Source organism: Puia dinghuensis, from assembly GCF_014642875.1.
GTDB lineage: Bacteria > Bacteroidota > Bacteroidia > Chitinophagales > Chitinophagaceae > Puia > Puia dinghuensis.
Window position 1 is genome coordinate 247,953 of sequence record NZ_BMJC01000003.1, and the last position, 18,113, is coordinate 266,065.

At 50.9% G+C, this 18,113-nt stretch carries 23 protein-coding genes; 6 read left to right on the forward strand and 17 right to left on the reverse strand.

Annotation, left to right across the window (positions count from 1 at the left end; translation table 11 throughout):
* Positions 1–66 precede the first annotated feature (66 nt).
* Together IEY39_RS14335 and IEY39_RS14340 are read left to right on the forward strand one after the other, a co-directional pair.
* The gene (locus IEY39_RS14335; protein ID WP_188932691.1) at positions 67–570 is read left to right on the forward strand and encodes an anthrone oxygenase family protein; all 504 of its coding nucleotides are present in this window, start codon (positions 67–69) and stop codon (positions 568–570) included.
* An 89-nt stretch (positions 571–659) separates the two neighbouring features.
* Positions 660–1,142, forward strand: coding sequence for a DinB family protein (locus IEY39_RS14340; protein WP_188932693.1), 483 nt, complete (start codon positions 660–662; stop codon positions 1,140–1,142).
* 33 nt (positions 1,143–1,175) lie between these two features.
* On the opposite strand, the gene IEY39_RS14345 is transcribed toward IEY39_RS14340, so the two are convergent.
* The 5 genes from IEY39_RS14345 to IEY39_RS14365 all read right to left on the reverse strand — a co-directional run bounded on the left by IEY39_RS14345 (position 1,176) and on the right by IEY39_RS14365 (position 5,540).
* Entirely contained in the window at positions 1,176–2,504 is a 1,329-nt protein-coding gene (locus IEY39_RS14345) for an AGE family epimerase/isomerase (protein WP_188932695.1), read from the reverse strand.
* A gap of 73 nt (positions 2,505–2,577) precedes the next feature.
* Positions 2,578–3,162, reverse strand: coding sequence for a hypothetical protein (locus tag IEY39_RS14350; RefSeq protein ID WP_188932697.1), 585 nt, complete (start codon positions 3,160–3,162; stop codon positions 2,578–2,580).
* Positions 3,163–3,272: 110 nt separating this feature from the next.
* Entirely contained in the window at positions 3,273–3,782 is a 510-nt protein-coding gene (locus tag IEY39_RS14355) for an anthrone oxygenase family protein (RefSeq protein WP_188932700.1), read from the reverse strand.
* Positions 3,783–4,706, reverse strand: coding sequence for a hypothetical protein (locus IEY39_RS14360; protein ID WP_188932702.1), 924 nt, complete (start codon positions 4,704–4,706; stop codon positions 3,783–3,785). It lies immediately after the preceding gene.
* Between the two features lie 42 nt (positions 4,707–4,748).
* Positions 4,749–5,540 (reverse strand): helix-turn-helix domain-containing protein, encoded by a 792-nt coding sequence (locus IEY39_RS14365; RefSeq protein WP_188932704.1) that lies wholly within the window; start codon positions 5,538–5,540, stop codon positions 4,749–4,751.
* A gap of 46 nt (positions 5,541–5,586) precedes the next feature.
* Between IEY39_RS14365 and IEY39_RS14370 the strand changes: the two genes are divergently transcribed.
* From IEY39_RS14370 to IEY39_RS14380, 3 genes are all read left to right on the forward strand, one after another.
* Positions 5,587–6,174: a Crp/Fnr family transcriptional regulator gene (locus IEY39_RS14370; RefSeq protein WP_188932705.1), complete on the forward strand. Its 588-nt coding sequence runs from the start codon at positions 5,587–5,589 to the stop codon at positions 6,172–6,174.
* Between the two features lie 83 nt (positions 6,175–6,257).
* On the forward strand, positions 6,258–7,010 hold the full coding sequence (locus IEY39_RS14375; protein ID WP_188932707.1) for an SDR family oxidoreductase: 753 nt from the start codon (positions 6,258–6,260) through the stop codon (positions 7,008–7,010).
* A gap of 10 nt (positions 7,011–7,020) precedes the next feature.
* Positions 7,021–7,536 carry a DUF417 family protein gene (locus IEY39_RS14380; RefSeq protein WP_188932710.1) on the forward strand — a complete coding sequence of 172 codons (516 nt, stop codon included), beginning with the start codon at positions 7,021–7,023 and terminating at the stop codon, positions 7,534–7,536.
* Between the two features lie 98 nt (positions 7,537–7,634).
* Here the strand turns inward: IEY39_RS14380 and IEY39_RS14385 are convergent, their stop codons facing one another.
* The gene (locus IEY39_RS14385; protein WP_188932712.1) at positions 7,635–8,597 is read right to left on the reverse strand and encodes a GlxA family transcriptional regulator; all 963 of its coding nucleotides are present in this window, start codon (positions 8,595–8,597) and stop codon (positions 7,635–7,637) included.
* A gap of 109 nt (positions 8,598–8,706) precedes the next feature.
* Between IEY39_RS14385 and IEY39_RS14390 the strand changes: the two genes are divergently transcribed.
* Positions 8,707–9,033 carry a VOC family protein gene (locus IEY39_RS14390; protein ID WP_188932715.1) on the forward strand — a complete coding sequence of 109 codons (327 nt, stop codon included), beginning with the start codon at positions 8,707–8,709 and terminating at the stop codon, positions 9,031–9,033.
* Positions 9,034–9,044: 11 nt separating this feature from the next.
* Here the strand turns inward: IEY39_RS14390 and IEY39_RS14395 are convergent, their stop codons facing one another.
* The 11 genes from IEY39_RS14395 to IEY39_RS14445 all read right to left on the reverse strand — a co-directional run bounded on the left by IEY39_RS14395 (position 9,045) and on the right by IEY39_RS14445 (position 18,063).
* The gene (locus tag IEY39_RS14395; protein ID WP_188932716.1) at positions 9,045–9,785 is read right to left on the reverse strand and encodes a DUF8737 domain-containing protein; all 741 of its coding nucleotides are present in this window, start codon (positions 9,783–9,785) and stop codon (positions 9,045–9,047) included.
* 58 nt (positions 9,786–9,843) lie between these two features.
* On the reverse strand, positions 9,844–10,791 hold the full coding sequence (locus IEY39_RS14400) for a helix-turn-helix transcriptional regulator (protein ID WP_188932717.1): 948 nt from the start codon (positions 10,789–10,791) through the stop codon (positions 9,844–9,846).
* Between the two features lie 76 nt (positions 10,792–10,867).
* Entirely contained in the window at positions 10,868–11,188 is a 321-nt protein-coding gene (locus IEY39_RS14405; protein ID WP_188932718.1) for a 2Fe-2S iron-sulfur cluster-binding protein, read from the reverse strand.
* A gap of 4 nt (positions 11,189–11,192) precedes the next feature.
* Positions 11,193–11,519, reverse strand: a complete 327-nt coding sequence (locus IEY39_RS14410; protein WP_188932719.1) for a metal-sulfur cluster assembly factor — start codon at positions 11,517–11,519, stop codon at positions 11,193–11,195.
* Positions 11,500–12,783, reverse strand: coding sequence for a hypothetical protein (locus tag IEY39_RS14415; protein WP_188932721.1), 1,284 nt, complete (start codon positions 12,781–12,783; stop codon positions 11,500–11,502). The genes IEY39_RS14410 and IEY39_RS14415 overlap by 20 nt, the downstream gene beginning before the upstream one ends.
* On the reverse strand, positions 12,776–13,597 hold the full coding sequence (locus IEY39_RS14420) for a DUF2249 domain-containing protein (RefSeq protein WP_188932723.1): 822 nt from the start codon (positions 13,595–13,597) through the stop codon (positions 12,776–12,778). The genes IEY39_RS14415 and IEY39_RS14420 overlap by 8 nt, the downstream gene beginning before the upstream one ends.
* Positions 13,594–14,301 (reverse strand): iron-sulfur cluster repair di-iron protein, encoded by a 708-nt coding sequence (gene ric / locus IEY39_RS14425; RefSeq protein ID WP_188932725.1) that lies wholly within the window; start codon positions 14,299–14,301, stop codon positions 13,594–13,596. The genes IEY39_RS14420 and ric overlap by 4 nt, the downstream gene beginning before the upstream one ends.
* An 11-nt stretch (positions 14,302–14,312) precedes the next feature.
* Positions 14,313–14,729, reverse strand: a complete 417-nt coding sequence (locus IEY39_RS14430; protein WP_188932727.1) for a cytochrome C — start codon at positions 14,727–14,729, stop codon at positions 14,313–14,315.
* Positions 14,719–14,991, reverse strand: coding sequence for a hypothetical protein (locus IEY39_RS14435; RefSeq protein WP_188932729.1), 273 nt, complete (start codon positions 14,989–14,991; stop codon positions 14,719–14,721). The genes IEY39_RS14430 and IEY39_RS14435 overlap by 11 nt, the downstream gene beginning before the upstream one ends.
* A complete protein-coding gene (locus tag IEY39_RS14440; protein WP_188932731.1) occupies positions 14,988–16,007 on the reverse strand; it encodes a cbb3-type cytochrome c oxidase subunit II in 1,020 nt (339 codons plus the stop codon). The genes IEY39_RS14435 and IEY39_RS14440 overlap by 4 nt, the downstream gene beginning before the upstream one ends.
* Positions 15,985–18,063 carry a cbb3-type cytochrome c oxidase subunit I gene (locus tag IEY39_RS14445; protein ID WP_188932733.1) on the reverse strand — a complete coding sequence of 693 codons (2,079 nt, stop codon included), beginning with the start codon at positions 18,061–18,063 and terminating at the stop codon, positions 15,985–15,987. Before IEY39_RS14445 ends, IEY39_RS14440 begins: the two co-directional genes overlap by 23 nt.
* Positions 18,064–18,113 lie beyond the last annotated feature (50 nt).

Sequence of the window (18,113 nt, forward strand, 5' to 3'; positions counted from 1 at the left end):
ATAACTAATGTTATCCTAAGATAAAGAGAAATTGCATTGATGTCTGATTTCTGCTATTTTAGGGATATGAAATTTTTCAACTTCAGTCTCTGGTGGGCCGTTATCGGCGCCGGTATCTGGGTCGGGGGAACAGTGTTCATGATGTCGGTGATAAACCCACAATGGAGTGCCGACCCGCCAGACTCGGTACGCCTTTTTTTCGGACAAACCGGTTTTAATAAAAATATCTGGTATTTCTTCGGTCCCCCCTTTATGCTGTTGCGCAGCATCGTGCCACAGACGCTAGCCTTGCTGTCCGGCTGGAAAAGTCGCCCACACCGTCGCGATCTCCTGATCACGTTGACCTGCACGGTCATAACCGTTGTTTTTACGCTTGCCTACATATACCCGATAAATGAGATACTTATGACCCGGGCCGGCGGCAACGCTGATGCGGATACCATCCGACGGCTGACCCGAACATGGCTTCTCTGCGATCGCATCCGGTTTGCCGTCAATCTTGTCGGTTTTTATTTCCTGCTTCGGGCATTCCGCCGCCCTGTGCCTTCAATTTCAGGCAGATTCGCCTAAGCGAAGATAGAACCAGGCCATTTTTTTATACATTTGTCTATTTTATGAAATCGTTCCTCTTACAGTGTACCCTGCTCTTTTTATGTGGAATGTCCACATCAGCCCAGTCTACCGACAACCTTTTTCTGAATGCGGCAATCACGAAACTTCGGGATGCAAAGGAGTACACCCTGAAAGTGGCCCAACTCATGCCTGCGGATAAATACTCCTACAAACCCGTCCCTACGGAGATGAGTTTCGCCGAACAACTGCTCCATCTCGCGGAAAACCTGGACTGGTTGAGCACCAGTTACCTGGGTAATGCAAAACCTATTCTTACAAAAGAAGACAAAGCGCTGAAAAAGAAGGAAGATATCCTCCCTTTGCTGGAAAAGACCTATGATTCTTCGCTGAATATACTCGAACGTTTTGATGCTGCTCATCTGGCCGATACCGTTTCCTTCTTTGCCGGCCCCAAGACCAAACTGCAGATCATCAACCTGGTCAATGACCATCAAACGCATCACCGGGCTCAAATGATCGTTTACCTTCGCCTCAACGGCATTAAACCGCCAGATTATGTGGGATGGTAATAGTGCCGGACTACCCCGCAAAAGTGGCGGTTTCTAGTTTGACTGCTCCAACCGCCGGATACAATTGCTCAGCGCCCGGAAATTATGATATGTTCCCTTCCAGATATGCGCCTTCAACGCCGTCTTCCTCTGCGGCTCGTTGTCGAGCCCTTCCTCATACCAGTCCCCATGCTCATGGTCGATCATGTAGGTTTGTATATACTTCCAGAGTTGGACAAACTTGTCGCGGTAGTGCAGGGGATCATGTGGATAGAGCTCAGAAAAGATCAATAAGGTATTCAATCCCTCCGCCTGTGCCCACCAGTTCTTGCTGCGGTTGATAATGGTACAGCCGGGCTTGTCTTTGAAATAATAACCTTCATCATAAAACCCACCCAACACGCTGTCCCAACCGTTACGTAACGCATGGTCCACCATTTTCTTCCCAATGGCCATCGTCGCCTTATTCTCTTTCCCGCCCAACGCTTCCGATGCCTCCTGCATCAGAAAGGCTGTCTCCACATCATGCCCAAACGAGACATGGTCAAGGTTCTTATGCTGCAGGATAGAAGCCTCCGAAGAATCCCGATAGCTCACCGGCCGCCAGTCAGGGGTAAAAAACAACTGTAAATATCCGTGGGGCGTTACAATCCGGTCACGGATCAGCACCAGCATCTCCTGCAGCCGCGTGCGCACCAGCGGATCGGGCCATACATGATACAATGCTGTAAACGCCTCCAGTAGATGGATGGAGCTGTTCTGGTCTTTATAGCCCGTTTCTGCCCGGCTATCCACTTGCGTTGTCCGCATCACCGGTGTACCGTTCCGCTCCAGGTGTTGAAAATAGCCTTTCCGCATAGGATCATGACTGTGTTGCTCCAGCCACAAAAAGGTGCGCTTCGCCAGTCCCAGCGACCCCGTGTCACCCGAACATTCATAATAGGCACAAAGAGCATAGATGCCAAAGGCATTCCCATATGCTTCCTTGATCTTACTTTTTACCCTGCCATCCCGCGAGACCAGCGTATAAAAACCGCCATACTCGCTATCCCACATTTTATCCCGCAGGAAATAATAGCCGTGTCGCGACATCGGGATGAAGCTGCTGTCATGATAGAATAGGGCCGCCTTAGCCGTCGACCAGGTATGGCGGGCCTGTGTGACGATCATCTTGTCCTGGTCGCCGACAGGCTGAAAGTCATAGCTGAATGTGCTGAGATAGCCGCCATACAAGGTGTCGATATCGCGTGGATAATACTTGTCCAGCAAACCTTCCTTTGCAGCCCAACGCATCTGCGGCAGAATGCTATCCGGCATAGCTGCCTGCTGGGAAAAAGCTCCCAGATAGCTCAAGAGACCGGCTAACAACCAGCGTATACGCATGTGTAAACTTACGAAATTAAAAGGGTACCCATTGTTCTTTGGGCACCCTTTTGGATTTTTAGTTTTTCAGGGTTTATAATTTCGTAAGCACTTGTTTTAATGCTGCTTTATTTTCCAGACCGTTGAGAGAATCGCTTGTATAGTGTATTTGCAGGCTCGGGCTCCTATCCGTTGATATGAGGGCGATCTTGATCAAAGAACCGTTAACGTTCCAGATAGCATCCATGGTGAGATACCCATCGGAGATTGCCTGCCCATAGCTATGCTTTTCAACCGATGGAGCGTTGCTGTGAAAATGCGTATCATCCGAAACCGGCTTCCCATATTTCTGTGTAAGCAGGTCTTTGAATTTGTTATAGTCCTGCAGGTATAATTCCGGGTTGGAGTATTTCTTTGTGAATACATAATTGCCGCTGATCAATTTGTCGTTGTCATTGAAAATATAGATGACATAACAGTCGGAACCCGCGAGCAGGTCTGCATATTGAAGTTCATCATCCTTGATCTTCACCACCAGCTGGGCTTTTTCCTGTGACTGCACCTGGGCAAGGGAAGTACCCCAGCTGAAGCCTCTGAAATCAGTGGTTTGACCATCCTGGGCAAAAGAAGACGCTGTGCTTGCGATCATAAGGGATGCCCCTAATAGTAGTGTTTTCATATCTGTCATTTTGTGGTTTAAACAGTTTGGAATAGCAAAATCTGTACTAATAAGAGGCGAAAAGGGAAAAAACGTTTAATGGCAATCTCTTCTTAACTTTTTATTATCAATTATAATTCATTGAAAACAATGATACCGGAGGAATAGGCAAGCAGCGTCAGCAAAAAGGAGGCAATACAGCAGATGGTGCGGATGTTGTTCAGAAAATTCCAGTGAGCTTCGAAGGCCAGCCTTTTTGCGGTTATCCCGGCCGGGGTGGCGGCGTCGATGTTAAAGCTGTCCAATGCCTCATTCATGGGGACATTGCCGAGCATGGTAATGCCTATTACCCCGACGAGATAGAGAAGGGTTGCGCTGAGAAGGAGCCAAAACGCGGAGGATGGCGGCCGCTGATAATGTGTCCAGGTGGTTATGGGTAGTAAAAAGACGAGGCCCATAAAGCCGATGAGAAAGAAGGGGTTTAGGATTGCCCGGTTCAGCTGTTGGAAGGTGCTGAGGTATTCGCGATCGGGCAACAGGGCCAGACCCCTGGTGACGGAGATCGACCAGCAATAGAAGAGACCGGCGATGAGGCCTGTCACGACTGTTGTAATGAATAGTAGCATGCTTTTACGGTTCATTTATTTTTTGTTTAAGTAGTTCTCTATCAGTTCCAGGCCCTCCTTGTGGACGACTGTTGTGCCTAGCAGGGGCATACGGCCAGATCGGAGGAAGGAGAGGATGCGTTTTTTCTTGTCCGGAATGTGCGTTTGGGAAAGGGTATTTTCGTAGGCCGGGCGAAAATCGGATTTGGAGCAAAAGCCGCTTTCGTTGTGGCAGTGTGCGCAGTTGACGTCCAGCCAGGCGCGGGCCCGCTGTTCTGTTGGTTGGGCGGTGTCATTCCATGCGGGCAGAGTTGGATACGAGGAAGGGTTGATGGGGTGCAAAATTCCCCTTTCAGCAAACCAGGTTAGCTGATTGACGCTGCGACCATTTCTTGTTACAGGAATGTTGAGGTTGCGGATCTTGAAGCCGATGGGGATGATCCCGTCGTTTGATTTATGACAGGTGGCGCATTGGCTGCTTGTTGGTACCCGGTAATGAATGATCCTGCTCGAACCGGTGGCGTCTATCCAACTGATATCCGCCTTTTGGCCGGTGTTGGTGAGGAAGGCTTCGTTTTGCTCCTTGTTCCAGACATAAGTTCCTGCCTGCCATCCGCCGGCCGATCGGATGAGCAGCCGGGTTTCGATGAGCTGTTTTCCCCTGGTTGTATCCCGTTTGTCCCGCCAATAGAAAAAGGTTTTGACCAGGATGGCGCCGTCGGGAAAGACCGGCAGGCCGTCGCCGGTTACGGTGAGGGTGGAGCCTTTGGGCAGCTTTATCAGCCTTTCCTTTTCTGCGTAGTCAGAAAATAACGGCGTGGCTACTTCATATTTTATAAATTCCGCATCGGCGTCAAGATGATAGGCCGACAGGCGGGGCATTAGCAGCGGGTCGTCATTTTTAATCGCGGAGATGCCAATGATGGCGAAGGCGAGGGCGAAGATGAGCTTCCACTTCATAGTTCTGCACTTTAGATGCACAAAACTATTTAGGGGTGTTCGCTAAAAATAGAACGATTCCGACAACTGTTTTACAAACTGTAATGGGGAGACGCCGGTGAATTTTTTAAACGACCGGATAAAATGGGATTGGTCGGAATAGCCGTTCTCGTAGGCGATGTCCGACAGGTGGTGATATTTGCCACCCTTCAATTGCTTTAGGGATGTCTGAAACTGAGCAATGTTTGCCAACAGCCGGGGAGAAACGCCTACATGCTGTTCAAATTTTCGTTCAAACGTCCGCTCCGACAAATTCAGCTCGGTGTGAATTTTTTTGAACGAGACCCTTTCTTTACCCTGCATGATCCGGCTTACCGCATATTGCAGGCCTTTATCGGGTTCCGCCGAATTCTTTTTGATGAGCGCTTCGAGATAGCGAAAGATGAGGTTGAGCTGTTGTTGCGGGTTGTTGGTGGACCATAGCTGGTCGTACAGATCGATGCGGGGTATGTCCGAAAGCAGCTGCAGATCGACAAAATCATCGGTAATCTCGCTGGCGTTGAACCGAAAAAGAGATTGGAGCACGTGCGGGTATAGCACAATCCCGATGATGATACAATTCTTTGGGGCATTCAGAACTACAGGTTTCACCGTTTGACCAAAGATATAGCCGCCGGGGATCTTTGCAGGGTTGTCACAGTCGAAGACGCCGGTGTCCCGTTGTTGAAAGACGATACCGGGGGTGCCGTCTGCATAGTTGGGAAAGGCGTTGTCGGCGGCGCCGTCGATATACCAGACTGCCCGCACGAAGGGCTTCAGCCTGTCAGGGATTGCTATGGTGTTTCCCCGGTTCACTTGAGGACGTTGAAAATCAATTTAAAGGTAAGATATTTGCAATATTATGGAAGACATCAGCCCCTTTATTGATAATATCAAAAAGAAAATACAGCTGAATCCTGAAAACCTCGACAGGCTGCTTGCGGCCTTTAAGATGGTGAAAGTCAAGAAAAGGCAGTTGGTGATACAGCCCGGTTTCGTGGCCAAATACCGCATGTATGTCTTAAAAGGGGCTTTCCGGTCTTATGTGATCGATGAGAAAGGTAATGAACATACGGTACAGTTTGCTATCGAGGATTGGTGGATATCCGACTATAACAGTTATATCTATCAGACGCCTGCAACCCAGTTTGTCGTCGCGCTGGAAGATAACGTAGTCATGCAGATCGATTACCGGTCGGAACAGGAGCTCAAGGCTTCGCACCATCAGTTCGAGACGCTTTTCAGAATGATGGCCGAAAAGTCCGCCGCATTCTTTGCACGGCGTATCGTAGCCTGCATCACACAGAGTGCGGAAGAGCGCTATAATGAGTTTTTAGAAACATACCCCGGCGTGGCTCAACGCCTTCCCCTATATGCTATCGCTTCCTATCTGAGCATGACCAGGGAATTCCTCTCCAAAATTAGAAATGACAAGGTGAAAAAAAGGTGAACTAGTTCACACATATTTAGTAAGGTAGTTCATTTTTGTCCGCCTCCTGCGAGTGTAATTTTGCTTTTCAAAAACACACGAATATGTCAGGAATTCTTACAAACAAAGTGGCTGTTATCACCGGCGGCAGCAGCGGCATCGGCCTGGGCATCGCAAAACGCTTTGCAAAAGAAGGAGCAAAAGTCGCCATTACCGGCCGGAATCAGGATACGATCGACAAGGCGCTGGAAGAGATTGGCCCCAATGGCATCGGCATCCGGGGAGATGTATCCAGACTCGATGATCTGACGCGCCTTTACCAAACCGTGGAGAAAAAATTCGGAAAGATCGACACCCTCGTCGTCAATGCCGGTATCTATATCGTAGGGCCGTTGTCGATGTTCACGGAGGAACAATTCGACAGGACAAGTGATATCAACTTCAAGGGAGCTTTCTTCTCCGTTCAAAAGGCGCTGCCCGTGCTCAAGGACGGGGCTTCCGTCATACTGGTATCGTCTACGGTCAACGGAAAGGGTATTCCAAATCATGCGGCCTACTCCGCTACCAAGGCGGCTGTCCGTTCACTCGCCCGCAGTTTTTCCGCTGAATTGCTCGATCGCCGGATACGCGTCAACACGCTGACGCCCGGCCCCGTGGACACGCCTATATTCAGTACCATCACTACTTCAGAAGCGGAAGCAACGGCCATGAAGGAGGCAATGGGCAATTTTACGCCGGTGAAGCGAGTCGCAACTTCTGATGAAATGGCTGCTGCGGCTCTCTATATGGCATCGGATGAATCCACGTTTATGGTGGGTGCCGAGATCCTGCTCGATGGGGGGCTAAGGGACCTATAAAAAAACTAAAATGCAAAAGACATCGACAAGCCAATATGAACAGGTTCGCCCTTCCGGAAACAGCTTGGCAACCAGGCTGGCATCCTGGGTAACAAACAATAACGTGCCCGCCCGAATCATGATCTTCGGGATGGTCCTGATGCTGTTCTGGGCCGGATCATATAAAATGACAGCGCAGGGTGCGGAAGGTATTATTCCCCTGGTGAGCAACAACCCATTGATCAGTTGGCACTTCAAGCTGTTTGGCCCCTATGTTGGTTCGGACATCATAGGGCTTACGGAGATATTATCCGGTGTCCTTATATTGACAGGTCTGTTCAAACCCCAGGCAGGTATCTATGGGGGCGCCATCGCGGTGGTAATGTTCTTTATCACCAGTACAATGGTAATCACCACACCCGGTTCCATCACCCGGGTGAACGGGATGGGATATATGAGCTTCCTGGGTCTCTTCCTTTATAAAGACGTTCTTAACCTGGGGGTGTCGTTTTATCTGATCAGTTATTTTGGGAAAAAAGCAGTTTAGATACTCATAACCACCGGGTCTCTACCTGGTACAATGCCCTGATCCGAGCGGATCGGGGCTTTTTGGCATCGTGACGGCGCCAAAGATGGCCAGCAAAACTATGTATACTTCCTTCGATATTCCAGCGGCGAGATGTTCGTGTGCTTTTTGAAGACCTTCCTGAAGGCGTTGATATCGTTATAACCAACGTCATAGATAATCTCCTGGATCGTTTTCCGGCTCGATTCCAACTGTTTTTTGGCAAATTCCACCCTGACGCGTTGAAGATACTCCATCACCGAATTTCCAGTGCCTTTCTTAAACCGTCGTTCAAAGTTGCGGCGGCCCAGATGGAGCGTTTTGCATAGATGATCTACAGAGAGCTGATCGCCTGAGTGATTTTCAATATACTCCTGTGCTTTTAAAACATCAGCATCACCATGCCGCTTTTGTCCAACAAAAATGATAAATGGTTGCTGGCTCTTCCGCTCGATATCGATCTCAAACATCTTTGAAGCCAGTACGGACAACTCCCGCCCCAGGTGTTTCTCGATGATATATAAAAGCAGGTTGAGGTAGGAATATCCCCCGCCGCAGGTATAGACTCCGTTCTCGTCGGTAATAATAGTATCATCGATGGCCTGTACCCGGGGAAACATCAGCGTAAAGTCATTTTTGGCCGCCCAATGGATGGCGCACCGGCGATTGTCGAGCAAGCCCGTAAAAGCAAGGAAAAACGATCCGACACAAAGACTGACGATCTCAGCGCCCTGCTGATGTTGTTTCAGCATCCAGTCTGCATATCCTTTGTTCTTTTCCATCGCTTGCGAAAAATCGCCACATAGCAACGGGATCACCACCATATCAGTTTTTGCTATTTTGTCGATCGTATTGGTGACGTTGATCCGGTATAATCCGCTGTCAAGGGTTTCCACGTCGCTTATGCCTACAATCTCCACCTTGTAAAAGGATGGCCTTCCCTGATAGTTTAAAAAAGTGTTTACGCGGTTAAATATCTGGTAGCTGCTATCGATACATGACATCGTTGCATCGCGTAGGGCGAGTATGGAGACATGTTTCATACAGTAAAGTTAGGCTAATGTGTTGTCGCAATCAACACGCTAGTTTGGCGTATCCGACATGCCTCGAAAGGGCTGGATTGTCCTAGCTTTACCGTAAAATGATCAAAATATGAAAAAGGTAGAAATCATCATGATCCCTGTTGCAGATCAGGAGAAAGCAAAAGCATTTTATTTAAATCTTGGATTCCAGGTAGTGGCCGAGGCCCCAATGGGAAACGGTGAAACCTGGCTACAGCTTGGCCTGCCCAATAGCGACACCACCATTTCACTGGCGAAATTCCAAGGCATCATCCTGGAAACAAATGACATTGCCAAAGAAACGGAAAGACTGGCAACCAGTGGCGTCAAGGTGGGCAATATAGACAATACTCCATGGGGGAAGTTTATGTGGATGAAGGATGGAGATGGCAATAGTCTTTGTTTGCACGAGAAGTAACCGGTTGGCCATCAGGTAAGGCGTACCGCCCGCGGTTGCCTTGCCAGGACCCATTGGCGAATGGAAAGAATATGCACCGAAATTGCCAGCGGCGCCAGGAAGGACGGAATGAAAATGAAAGGGAAATGGGACATCATCGAGCTGTCCGGTTGATTGTGAAACAGGCGTATGGGCGTAGGTAACGATAGAACGGTTACTGCTACAACGTTTATCAATGATAAGAGGCCGAAGATATTATACAGAAGAACGACGATGGAAGGCCAGGCTTTTTTTATGAAAGAATAATAGCCCACCGGAAAGGCCAGCAATCCCACCAGCACATCAACATTCCGTCCTTCGAAGCTCAACTGTACGGGGAATATTTTGTAGAGCACGGTTAACCATATGATGATCTCGACGACAATCCGAAAGGACTGGAAATAAATGAGCCAATGCGGCGGCAGCTCTCTCAACAGCAACGTCCCCGTAGGCGAAAAGGCGACCCATAGTACTACGATCAGAGAGATCAGCATAGGGAAGGCAACACGGGGAGGCAATGGTGAACCACTGCTAAAAAAGCCTGCCAATGATAAACCAGCTATCAGCAGGAGCCAGACTGCCAGCAAGACAGCAGTTCTGCTGAAAACAGTCCTTTGCTTTTGCTTATCCAGTACACTGGTCCTCAATACTATCTGCAATCCGCGCAGCAGAATGACATAACAACCCAGGCTGCAGAAGGAAAGCAGCAGCGTGAATAATAGCTGTTGATCCATATGCTTAATTTTTAAGCAAAGTTCGAAAACCGGCTGCCGGGAGGGATAACCAAAATTGCTATTTTGTCAGGGCCCGATATTGAGTAGGATAAATGCCCATCCGCTGGAAAAACAGGCGGCTGAAAGACTGGCTGTTATCGAATCCCAGCATGCCGGCAAGGTCGGAAACCGGCATCTGTGTTTTGGCTAAAATGGTCCGCGCCTTTTCCATCCTCAGCTGCTGAATATATTGATGCGGCGACACTCCATATGCCTGCCGGAATAAACGCAGAAAATGGTATTTGGACAGACAGGCCTCAGCCGACAGCTCTTCGAGGCTCAAGGTGGTATCGAAACCGGCATGAATGGCATCTTTGGCGCGCACGAGCCGTTTGTACAGTTCGACCCGTGTAGCTTCCCGCACCGGAGGCAGCTTTTTGATCATTGCGGCTATGTGCCGGTGTTGCCGTAAATGATATACCAATAGGGAAGATAACTGCTCCTCGAAAGCCAGCTTGTCAAATTCCTTTTCCCGGGCAGATTGGAGCAGCCGGCCAACCATCCTGTCGAAGACGGCATCCCGTCTATGCAGCTGGTTGAAAAACAGCACTGGAGAAAACTGATTCTCCGTCGCCTTATCCAATATCCTGTCCGCCGGAGTAACCAGCGCATTCAGCACAGACGCCGCAAAGAAATGTCCGAAATGGATATTGAAGGTCTCGGTATCAGACCCTTTCTCAATTTGCAAGGTATACAGCTGTTCATTATTGCTTACAAAATAGCTGTCCGTGTCGACATGGCTTACCTGCCCATCCACCCTGCAAAGGCTGTTTCCCCGAATGTTGAGGAAAAATGAAAAAGGGCCTTTGATGTCGGGTCGGTAGCATCCACTGCTACTGGTGTGAACGATGACACTGGGGAAGCCTTCGGTATCCGACAGCCCGTCACCCCAGCACAACCGGTTGCTGAAACCCTGGGCAATCTGTGATTTTAGCCAGGTAATGTCCGGAAACTCATGTAGGAACATAAATAAAGCGGTGCGAAATTGTTCCTATAAAGTTAAGCGCGCCAGGTTAAATAAACGAAGGAATTGGATGATCGGTTCACACAATAGCAATGATACTTCCGTTTAGCGACCGGTTCACCAGGATCTGGCAGGAGAGGCGGATGTCAGGGTCAGACACTCCCATCTTTGTCAGGGTCGTATGCTCATTCCTGTCGAGCTGGGGCAAACTGTCCTGGCATTCGATCACGCGGACGAGACAGGTGCCGCAGCGGCCCATCCCCTTGCATTCCCCGAAATCGCCGGGATAGAGGCGGTCGTAAAGGAGGACCATCAGATTGCGGTATTCCCCCGGAAAGGTGGACAGCACTCTTCTCTCTTCCCCGGCGATGACGGTGATCGATATGGTCTGGTCGTTCATCTTCCTATAAATTGAGTTGTGCTCTCCCCTCCTCTGTCATCATGGTATAATTCCAGGCAGGATCCCACACGAGTTGCACTTCCGCGATCTTTTCGGGGAAAACGCCGGAAAGGGCATTCTTTACACCTGTGATGATGCTCTCCCCCATCGGGCAATGCGGCGTCGACAGGGTCATAGTGACGGTGACCGCGGATGCATCATCAAAATCCAATCCATACACCAGTCCCAGATCGATGATATTCACGCAGAGCTCGGGGTCGACCACCTGGTAGAGCGCACTCAGGGCTATTGTCTTTTCCCGGAACCAGCGATCATCTATGGACAGTTGCATCTGCAGGGGTTTTTATTTTATAGAACATTACCGTGACAACATTACCAACATACAGTGCTGCCGTCGCCAGGGCTATCCATATCCCCGTTCGGATGAGTGCTTCTTGTCGCAACGCTACCCCCGCCACCAACAGTAGCAGCGAGGCTGTATGAATCCCCAACTGATAGCGCAACCATTTTTCATGATACAAATGCTTGGGCATGGGTACTTTTATTTTCCCGCTGAGATGTTTGTATCTATAGTTCCAGACAATAAACGGCAGGGTTTTGAATGTCATCCCCAAAATGAGGAAGGTGATCCAGCCCTGGAAGAGGAAGAGTCCATATACCAGGGCCCAGACATGGTCGTGAGAATAATAGAGCGCGGGTGGGAGCAGGAGCGCGATTAACAGGCAAAGACAGGAGAAAAAGACATGGCGCATCGGCAGATCAATGGCCTTGCGAACCCTGTTCCTATAGCAATCAAAAAGCCATATCAGCCAGGCGACCACGCCGAGCACTATCAATCCTTCATAAAAGAAAATGCGCGGTGTAAATCCGAATACCAGACCATCTGCCAGGAACAGGACCAGGCCGGCATTCTGGCATACAAACGAACCATACAGCAATCTGATCTTCCCGGACTTCCCCAGGAGGAAAATGGGGACTAATTTGCTGCTGACGCCTGTTATCAGCTGCCGGAACCACCCTGCCAGTCCCGCATGAGCATGCAGCTTCAACATGTCCAGGTGGCTGCGGAAGATGAAAGGTTCGTACAGGTTGATAGCCAGGAGCAGGCCCGCCAGCGTAGTGACCAGCAACCATCCTGCCGAGGCAAGAATAAACAGCTTTTGAACGGAATATCTCTTACAGCTGCCCATAGTAAGATATGCATTGACTCCGTATATGCCGGCAGCGGTTACCACCAGCGCCCCGCCCGTGATCATCATCCATCCCGGGGTAAACAGCCAGAAGGAGGCTATCAGCAGTCCCGCGCCCACGGTGAGGCAGCCATAGGACGCCAGGGCCATCTTCGAGCTGAACAGATCGCTTTCACAGATCACCGGTAATAACTGATAAGCTGACCCGAAGATGATCATGCTCCCCCACCCCAGCGCGGCCGTATGCGTCATGGCCAGCAGATGCGGGGTGAAATAGTGTCCGCCCCACTCCCCGGGAGTGAAAAGCATCATGACGGCGAGCACAAGAAAAAACAGGGCCCCTGTCCCATAGAACGGGAGCACGACATAATTGGGCGGGGCTTTCGCTATATTGATATCAGCCATGCCGGGGGGGAGTTTTGATGATCAACAACCGCACGTCACCAGCCGCCACTTCCGTTACCTGGATCTGGTAATCATTCTCAGACAGGTGTTCCAGCAGAGGAAGGGGAACCCGCTTATGATAAACATAGAGCGCATGCCCGGCTGGCAATTTGTCCAGGGCTCCCAGTATCTCCTGCATGGGTAAAGGCATTTCCAGGGCCCGGACATCGATGGTATGGATATGATCGGCCGGGATAGTGACCGGTCGGTCGTGGACAAACGGTTGACCGGCGGCAATTGGGACAACCGGCCCCGCGGCATCCGGCATAGGCGGAATGAAGTAGGTGTGGTATTCCTCCTGATCAATGGTTTTTACAACGACTTTGGCCTTTTCCTTTTCCAGCAGCCGGATCAGCGGGGTGGGGATGAAAGAATTAATGATACATAACACCTCATTCCCCTGCAAATCCCGGTATATTTCAAGAATTGACGCCAACGGGTCTTTGCCTTCGCCAATCATATTCCGCACATCAAACCGATAGATAGTCGCCCTCTGGAGGACGGCCATTTCCTGCATATCCGGTGGATCCGAAACCGGCGGAGCCTCTTCCTCCCACTGAAAACCCAGGGCAGCCAGTGCTTTCCTGAAATCCTCCGGCGAACACCCGCCTATTTTTGCGGCTTCGGCAATGGTGACCCTTGGAGCCATGACCCTGCGCAGCACCGGGTTCCGCAGTTTCTCCAACGGCCGGGAGAGAGAGGCGATGGCCTCTATACTATCCTTGTTGGCCTTGATGATGGTGGACAACCGGGTATTTCCATTAATGGCGATCATGAATACAGGGCCTTTGGAAAGAGGATATTATTTTCCAGGTGAATGTGCTGGAAAAGATCGGCTTCGAATTCCTGCAGCTTATGAAAAAGATAGGTATAGGAGTTGCAGGCATCGGCCGGCAGGGTATAGTCGCGGGTGAGCTGGCGAAATTGCCTTACATCCTCACCCGAGGCCGCATGTTCCATTTCCATCAACCCGATAGCGTCGATTATCGGAAAATCCGAGGAGGCTGCCTTATGCCTGATGGCGGGAAAAAGAAACTGCTCCTCCTTCTTCATGTGCAGGAGCAGGTCTGCGAGGAATCGGTTTAGTCCGTTCGCCAACGGGATCAGTTCAGGATGATTGGCGCCGTGATGATTGGCCACTTTCACCGCCAACTGTTCGATAATGGGTGCGCTCTCCCGGACATACCGGTGATGGATATTGATTATATAATCTGCGAGGAAGGCGGGGTCCCACTTGTTGAAGTCGTGCTGCGGCTGGCTACTGTCCTTGCCACTTACGGCTTCCAGGGCCGCATTCAGTTGATCTTCTGATACGCCTGCCTCTACGCAGGCTTCTTTCAACGTCTTTTTTCCGCCGCAGCAGAAATCGACCCCCATCTTCCGGAATACTTCTGCCTTGCGGATATCGCTGGCGGCGATTTCACCGACGGTCGGCGTTGACTCGATCTTCGTGACATCCAAGGTTTCTATGGTTGGCATAATTGCGATTTTTATTTGGTGAAAAGATTTATAGATGAAGAAGTTATTGCAAAATAGATGGCCCATGCTACAAAGAACACCAGCAGGATAAATATCCAGTAGGGGATACTCTGGGGCGTTTCACTACCGGTGATCACAAAACTTTTCTGATCGCCCTTGCCATAGGCATTGATCATAATCGGGATGGTGCCATCGACGACTGCATCTTCCTTGAGACCTTCAATGGCGATGGCCGGGCCATTCCTTACTTCAAAAGGGATGATACGGATGCCGGCCTTCCCGGAGGGATCCTCGCTCACGATCTTCAGGGTGTGTTTCCCATCGACCAGTCTGGTGGTGTCGAGCTCGAACGTCACCGGAGCGGTAAGCTCCGCAATCGGATCAGGCTCGTCATCGATGAAGAGATAGAGGATGCTTTTATCTTTCATATTGATCATTGTTTAGAATGAAATGCTTGATATGCGTAGCGGCTGATTCTCCCGGCCGGATGAGCCATTTCACCGAGTAGAAGAGTGTTAGTACCGTGATCACCACGGCAACCAGGACAATAAGATAATCCCAGCGGCTATCCGGTCCGGCCCCGTGGACAAGGCCTCTCAGCGCCCGTGGTTGTGCCTTCTCGCAGACCGGACAGGCCTGGGTGGAGATTCCCAGGAAGGCGACGCATAGCAGCAGCAAATATTTTTTCATTTTTTGATGGATTTTATAAATTTTTCAATGGTTGCCACATCCACTTTTTTGGCGTCGTTGCCCCAGCTGGATTTTTCATGGTTCATGATGGCGGTGATCTCTTCCGGTTTCAGGTTGTTGAGGGTGCCCACCGCCGGCATGGCGCCAAAGCCCTCACTCATCCTCCCCGTATAGCCGTTGATAATGATGTTGACCATCAGCTCAGGGTTGTCGTCCAGCACTACCTTACTGCCTTTCAGCGGCGGAAAAGCGCCCTTCAATCCCTGTCCATCGGACTGATGGCAGGTCTGGCAATAGGTGGTATAGAGTTGGGCGCCCTTTGCGGCCTCTGCATCACCGTTGGAAGCAGCTGCTCCGCCGCCGGCGTCCGGCGCCCGTTTTTTCGATAATTCAAGAAATGCAGGCACGGGTCCGTCGCCCGGAAGCTCTGTCTGCTTCAGGGATTGTAAATAGGCTACCAGTTGCAGTGCCTCCTTTGTTGCCACGACCTTGCCTGTTGTACCGTCGAGGAATTCATCCGGGACGGAGACGACGACGTCTTCTTTCCCCGGCGTTTCCTTCATGGTGAAAAGCCAGGGATATGCGGGCATGATAGACTCTTTGACCACGCTGCGAGGATTGAACAAATGCATCAGCTGCCAGCTTGCCGCCGGCTGGCGGGCGCCGATATTGGTCAGATCGGGCCCTGTACGTTCGGTGCCCATGAGGGTAGCCGTATTGCGCCAGACATCTGTGCGGTGGATGCCCGCATAGTCAGCGGCGACAGAAGGCCTGCTGCCCCAGGTTTTATCCATGTCCACGTTGCGGACCTGCTGGGTATGGCAGGCTACACAGCCATTGGCAATGAACACCAGTTTTCCCTGGGCGGCATCTTCGCTGAGCGGAGTCGATCCGGGAAGGGTAGCATTATTCTTTTGCTCATCCAGCGCCGGCAGAATGCATGCAAACAGGGTTAGCACCAGAAAGAACAGGAAGGCCGCTCTGAACAATTTCTTATGGTCGTGAAAGAACTCCATGAGCTTGTTGTTTTTTGAATGAACTATCGCGGGTGAAAAGTGCACTGCCGGCCACCATCCTATACAGATTGTAACAGAACAAGAGGTGGGAAAGCCACATCAGGCTGCCACCGATGGCGCGCCAGAGCCAGTAAGGGGCCATCAGCACGACTCCGTCGATGAAGGGTCTTCCCTGCGCCCAGAGCACCCCTTTCAGGGTACCGCCGATCATCAGCGGAACGGTGTAAAAAAGGAGGCCGATAAGCGCCAGCCAGAAATGGGCGCCAATGATGGACTGGGGCGCTTCTTTGCCTGTCAGCCGGGGGAGTACGGCATAAATGCCTGCCCACAGGAAAAAGCTGATGATCCCGTACATGGTAAGATGCGAATGCGCTACGGTGAAGTCGGTGAAATGCCAGACCAGGTTGGTAGACCGGAAGGCTTCCGCCGTGCCTTGCATAGAGCCGGTGAAATAAAAGATGATGCCTGCCAGGAAGAAGGGCAGTGTATAGCTGGAGGCAACACTGTGCCAGGAGCCCCGGATGGTGAGCAGGAAATTCGTAGTCCCCGCCGTGACAGGGATGATCATTCCCACGCTGCCGACAATGGCTGTTGTCTGCAACCACCAGGGGATGCTGCTGAATACAAAGTGATGGGTGCCGATGACTGTATAGAACAGTATCTGCGTCCAGAAGGCAAGGATGCCAAGGCTATAAGAATAGATGGGTTTGTTCAGCTGTTGCGGCAGGAAATAGTAAACGATGCCAAGCGTGAATAACATAAACCACATGCCGACGCCCTGGTGCATCCAATAACCCTGGACGATCGTCTCACCCAAGCCATCCTGCCACCAGGGCAGATAAGCGACGAGAGTGATGACCAGGACAAAGATCAGCGCCGAGACGATGTACCAGTTGGAGATATAGATCTCGTGGGTGGTTCGCCGGCCGATGGTGCGATAGAAGTTTTCCAGGGTGAGGACTATCCCTACGCCAAAAAGCAACATTACAGGCCAGATATATTCCCGGTATTCCCCACCGCCATTGTTGATGCCGCCCATCAGGCAGCAGGAGCCCAGTACCACCGCGGCATTGATGAGAACCAGGCTATACCAGCCTTTTTTGATGCTGAACAGCGCGGTGTTGCTGACCCTGGGTACAATATAATAGCCCAGCCCCAGCATGCCCAGGGAAGCCCATCCCCAGAACACCGCGTTGGTATGGACGGGACGCAGGCGGCCAAAGCTGAGCCAGCTAACGTGATCGGCATCGGGGGCGACAAATTTGATGCCTATGTATTCGCCGACCGTCGTTCCAAACAGGAGCCAGAAGGCGGCACAACCAATGTACCATACTACCAATCTTGCAAGGGCAGGATCGACGGGAGGACGGCTGGCCGCCCGTTTTTTGGGTGGTGTCAGAGGTAGCGCCGCTTCGGTGTTGATGTTATGGAGCAGTCCCCGCTTATCCGATGCCGGGGCAGTACCGGTCATTGCGTGGGCGTCTGGCCGGTAGTTGAGCGCCTGTTCACGCCTGGCCAGTGCTTCCTCTACTTCTTCCTTGCTCAGCGTAGCCAGGTAGTTTTTGAATTGTTCTTCTTCGTCCGTGGATTGCCGGGTACGGAACTGCGTCGCGATGCGGCTGATCTTCACCCCCATGAGGATGATGCCAAAGAGAACGGGGATCAGGATGAGGATCATCAGGATGATCATGCCCGGCTCTTTCAGGATGGATGCGCTGGTCACCGGCGCCTGTGCAAAGGAGGTGAAGGGAGAGAGGAATGCCGCTGAAAAGAGCAGTACAGCAGGCAAGGCAGGTTTCAAACCCGTACGCAGGGAAGCGAGCTTCGTGCTGTCAAATTCGCTGAGGTATTCGGCAAGCCGGGTTTTTTCAAATTCCTTTTTTCTGCTCTTGGAGAGCCGTTGCATTTCTTTTGTTTTTGCATAGAGATAGAGCGTCGCCCCCAGGACGATGCAGAGCAGGACGACGAGGATCAACGTCAGACCCGGCAGAGAATGCAAGGAGAAAAAAGCACCACCGGTGATGGCGCGCCAGGGGGTTGGTTTGGTACTTCGCATAATAAAGTATATTAAGACCTTTTTATCCTTAATTTTCGAAAAAAAGGGAT

What these genes read in the sequence shown, in the direction of transcription:
- IEY39_RS14415 (WP_188932721.1), bottom strand. Translation starts at nt 12,783, where the DNA reads ATGGCTGATATCAATATAGCGAAAGCCCCGCCCAATTATGTCGTGCTC.
- IEY39_RS14385 (WP_188932712.1), bottom strand. Translation starts at nt 8,597, where the DNA reads ATGAAACATGTCTCCATACTCGCCCTACGCGATGCAACGATGTCATGT.
- IEY39_RS14395 (WP_188932716.1), bottom strand. Translation starts at nt 9,785, where the DNA reads ATGGATCAACAGCTATTATTCACGCTGCTGCTTTCCTTCTGCAGCCTG.
- IEY39_RS14345 (WP_188932695.1), bottom strand. Translation starts at nt 2,504, where the DNA reads ATGCGTATACGCTGGTTGTTAGCCGGTCTCTTGAGCTATCTGGGAGCT.
- IEY39_RS14445 (WP_188932733.1), bottom strand. Translation starts at nt 18,063, where the DNA reads ATGCGAAGTACCAAACCAACCCCCTGGCGCGCCATCACCGGTGGTGCT.
- IEY39_RS14370 (WP_188932705.1), top strand. Translation starts at nt 5,587, where the DNA reads ATGGAAGACATCAGCCCCTTTATTGATAATATCAAAAAGAAAATACAG.
- IEY39_RS14405 (WP_188932718.1), bottom strand. Translation starts at nt 11,188, where the DNA reads ATGAACGACCAGACCATATCGATCACCGTCATCGCCGGGGAAGAGAGA.
- IEY39_RS14430 (WP_188932727.1), bottom strand. Translation starts at nt 14,729, where the DNA reads ATGAAAGATAAAAGCATCCTCTATCTCTTCATCGATGACGAGCCTGAT.
- IEY39_RS14340 (WP_188932693.1), top strand. Translation starts at nt 660, where the DNA reads ATGTCCACATCAGCCCAGTCTACCGACAACCTTTTTCTGAATGCGGCA.
- IEY39_RS14380 (WP_188932710.1), top strand. Translation starts at nt 7,021, where the DNA reads ATGCAAAAGACATCGACAAGCCAATATGAACAGGTTCGCCCTTCCGGA.
- IEY39_RS14355 (WP_188932700.1), bottom strand. Translation starts at nt 3,782, where the DNA reads ATGAACCGTAAAAGCATGCTACTATTCATTACAACAGTCGTGACAGGC.
- IEY39_RS14420 (WP_188932723.1), bottom strand. Translation starts at nt 13,597, where the DNA reads ATGATCGCCATTAATGGAAATACCCGGTTGTCCACCATCATCAAGGCC.
- ric (WP_188932725.1), bottom strand. Translation starts at nt 14,301, where the DNA reads ATGCCAACCATAGAAACCTTGGATGTCACGAAGATCGAGTCAACGCCG.
- IEY39_RS14390 (WP_188932715.1), top strand. Translation starts at nt 8,707, where the DNA reads ATGAAAAAGGTAGAAATCATCATGATCCCTGTTGCAGATCAGGAGAAA.
- IEY39_RS14400 (WP_188932717.1), bottom strand. Translation starts at nt 10,791, where the DNA reads ATGTTCCTACATGAGTTTCCGGACATTACCTGGCTAAAATCACAGATT.
- IEY39_RS14410 (WP_188932719.1), bottom strand. Translation starts at nt 11,519, where the DNA reads ATGCAACTGTCCATAGATGATCGCTGGTTCCGGGAAAAGACAATAGCC.
- IEY39_RS14440 (WP_188932731.1), bottom strand. Translation starts at nt 16,007, where the DNA reads ATGGAGTTCTTTCACGACCATAAGAAATTGTTCAGAGCGGCCTTCCTG.
- IEY39_RS14375 (WP_188932707.1), top strand. Translation starts at nt 6,258, where the DNA reads ATGTCAGGAATTCTTACAAACAAAGTGGCTGTTATCACCGGCGGCAGC.
- IEY39_RS14360 (WP_188932702.1), bottom strand. Translation starts at nt 4,706, where the DNA reads ATGAAGTGGAAGCTCATCTTCGCCCTCGCCTTCGCCATCATTGGCATC.
- IEY39_RS14350 (WP_188932697.1), bottom strand. Translation starts at nt 3,162, where the DNA reads ATGAAAACACTACTATTAGGGGCATCCCTTATGATCGCAAGCACAGCG.
- IEY39_RS14435 (WP_188932729.1), bottom strand. Translation starts at nt 14,991, where the DNA reads ATGAAAAAATATTTGCTGCTGCTATGCGTCGCCTTCCTGGGAATCTCC.
- IEY39_RS14335 (WP_188932691.1), top strand. Translation starts at nt 67, where the DNA reads ATGAAATTTTTCAACTTCAGTCTCTGGTGGGCCGTTATCGGCGCCGGT.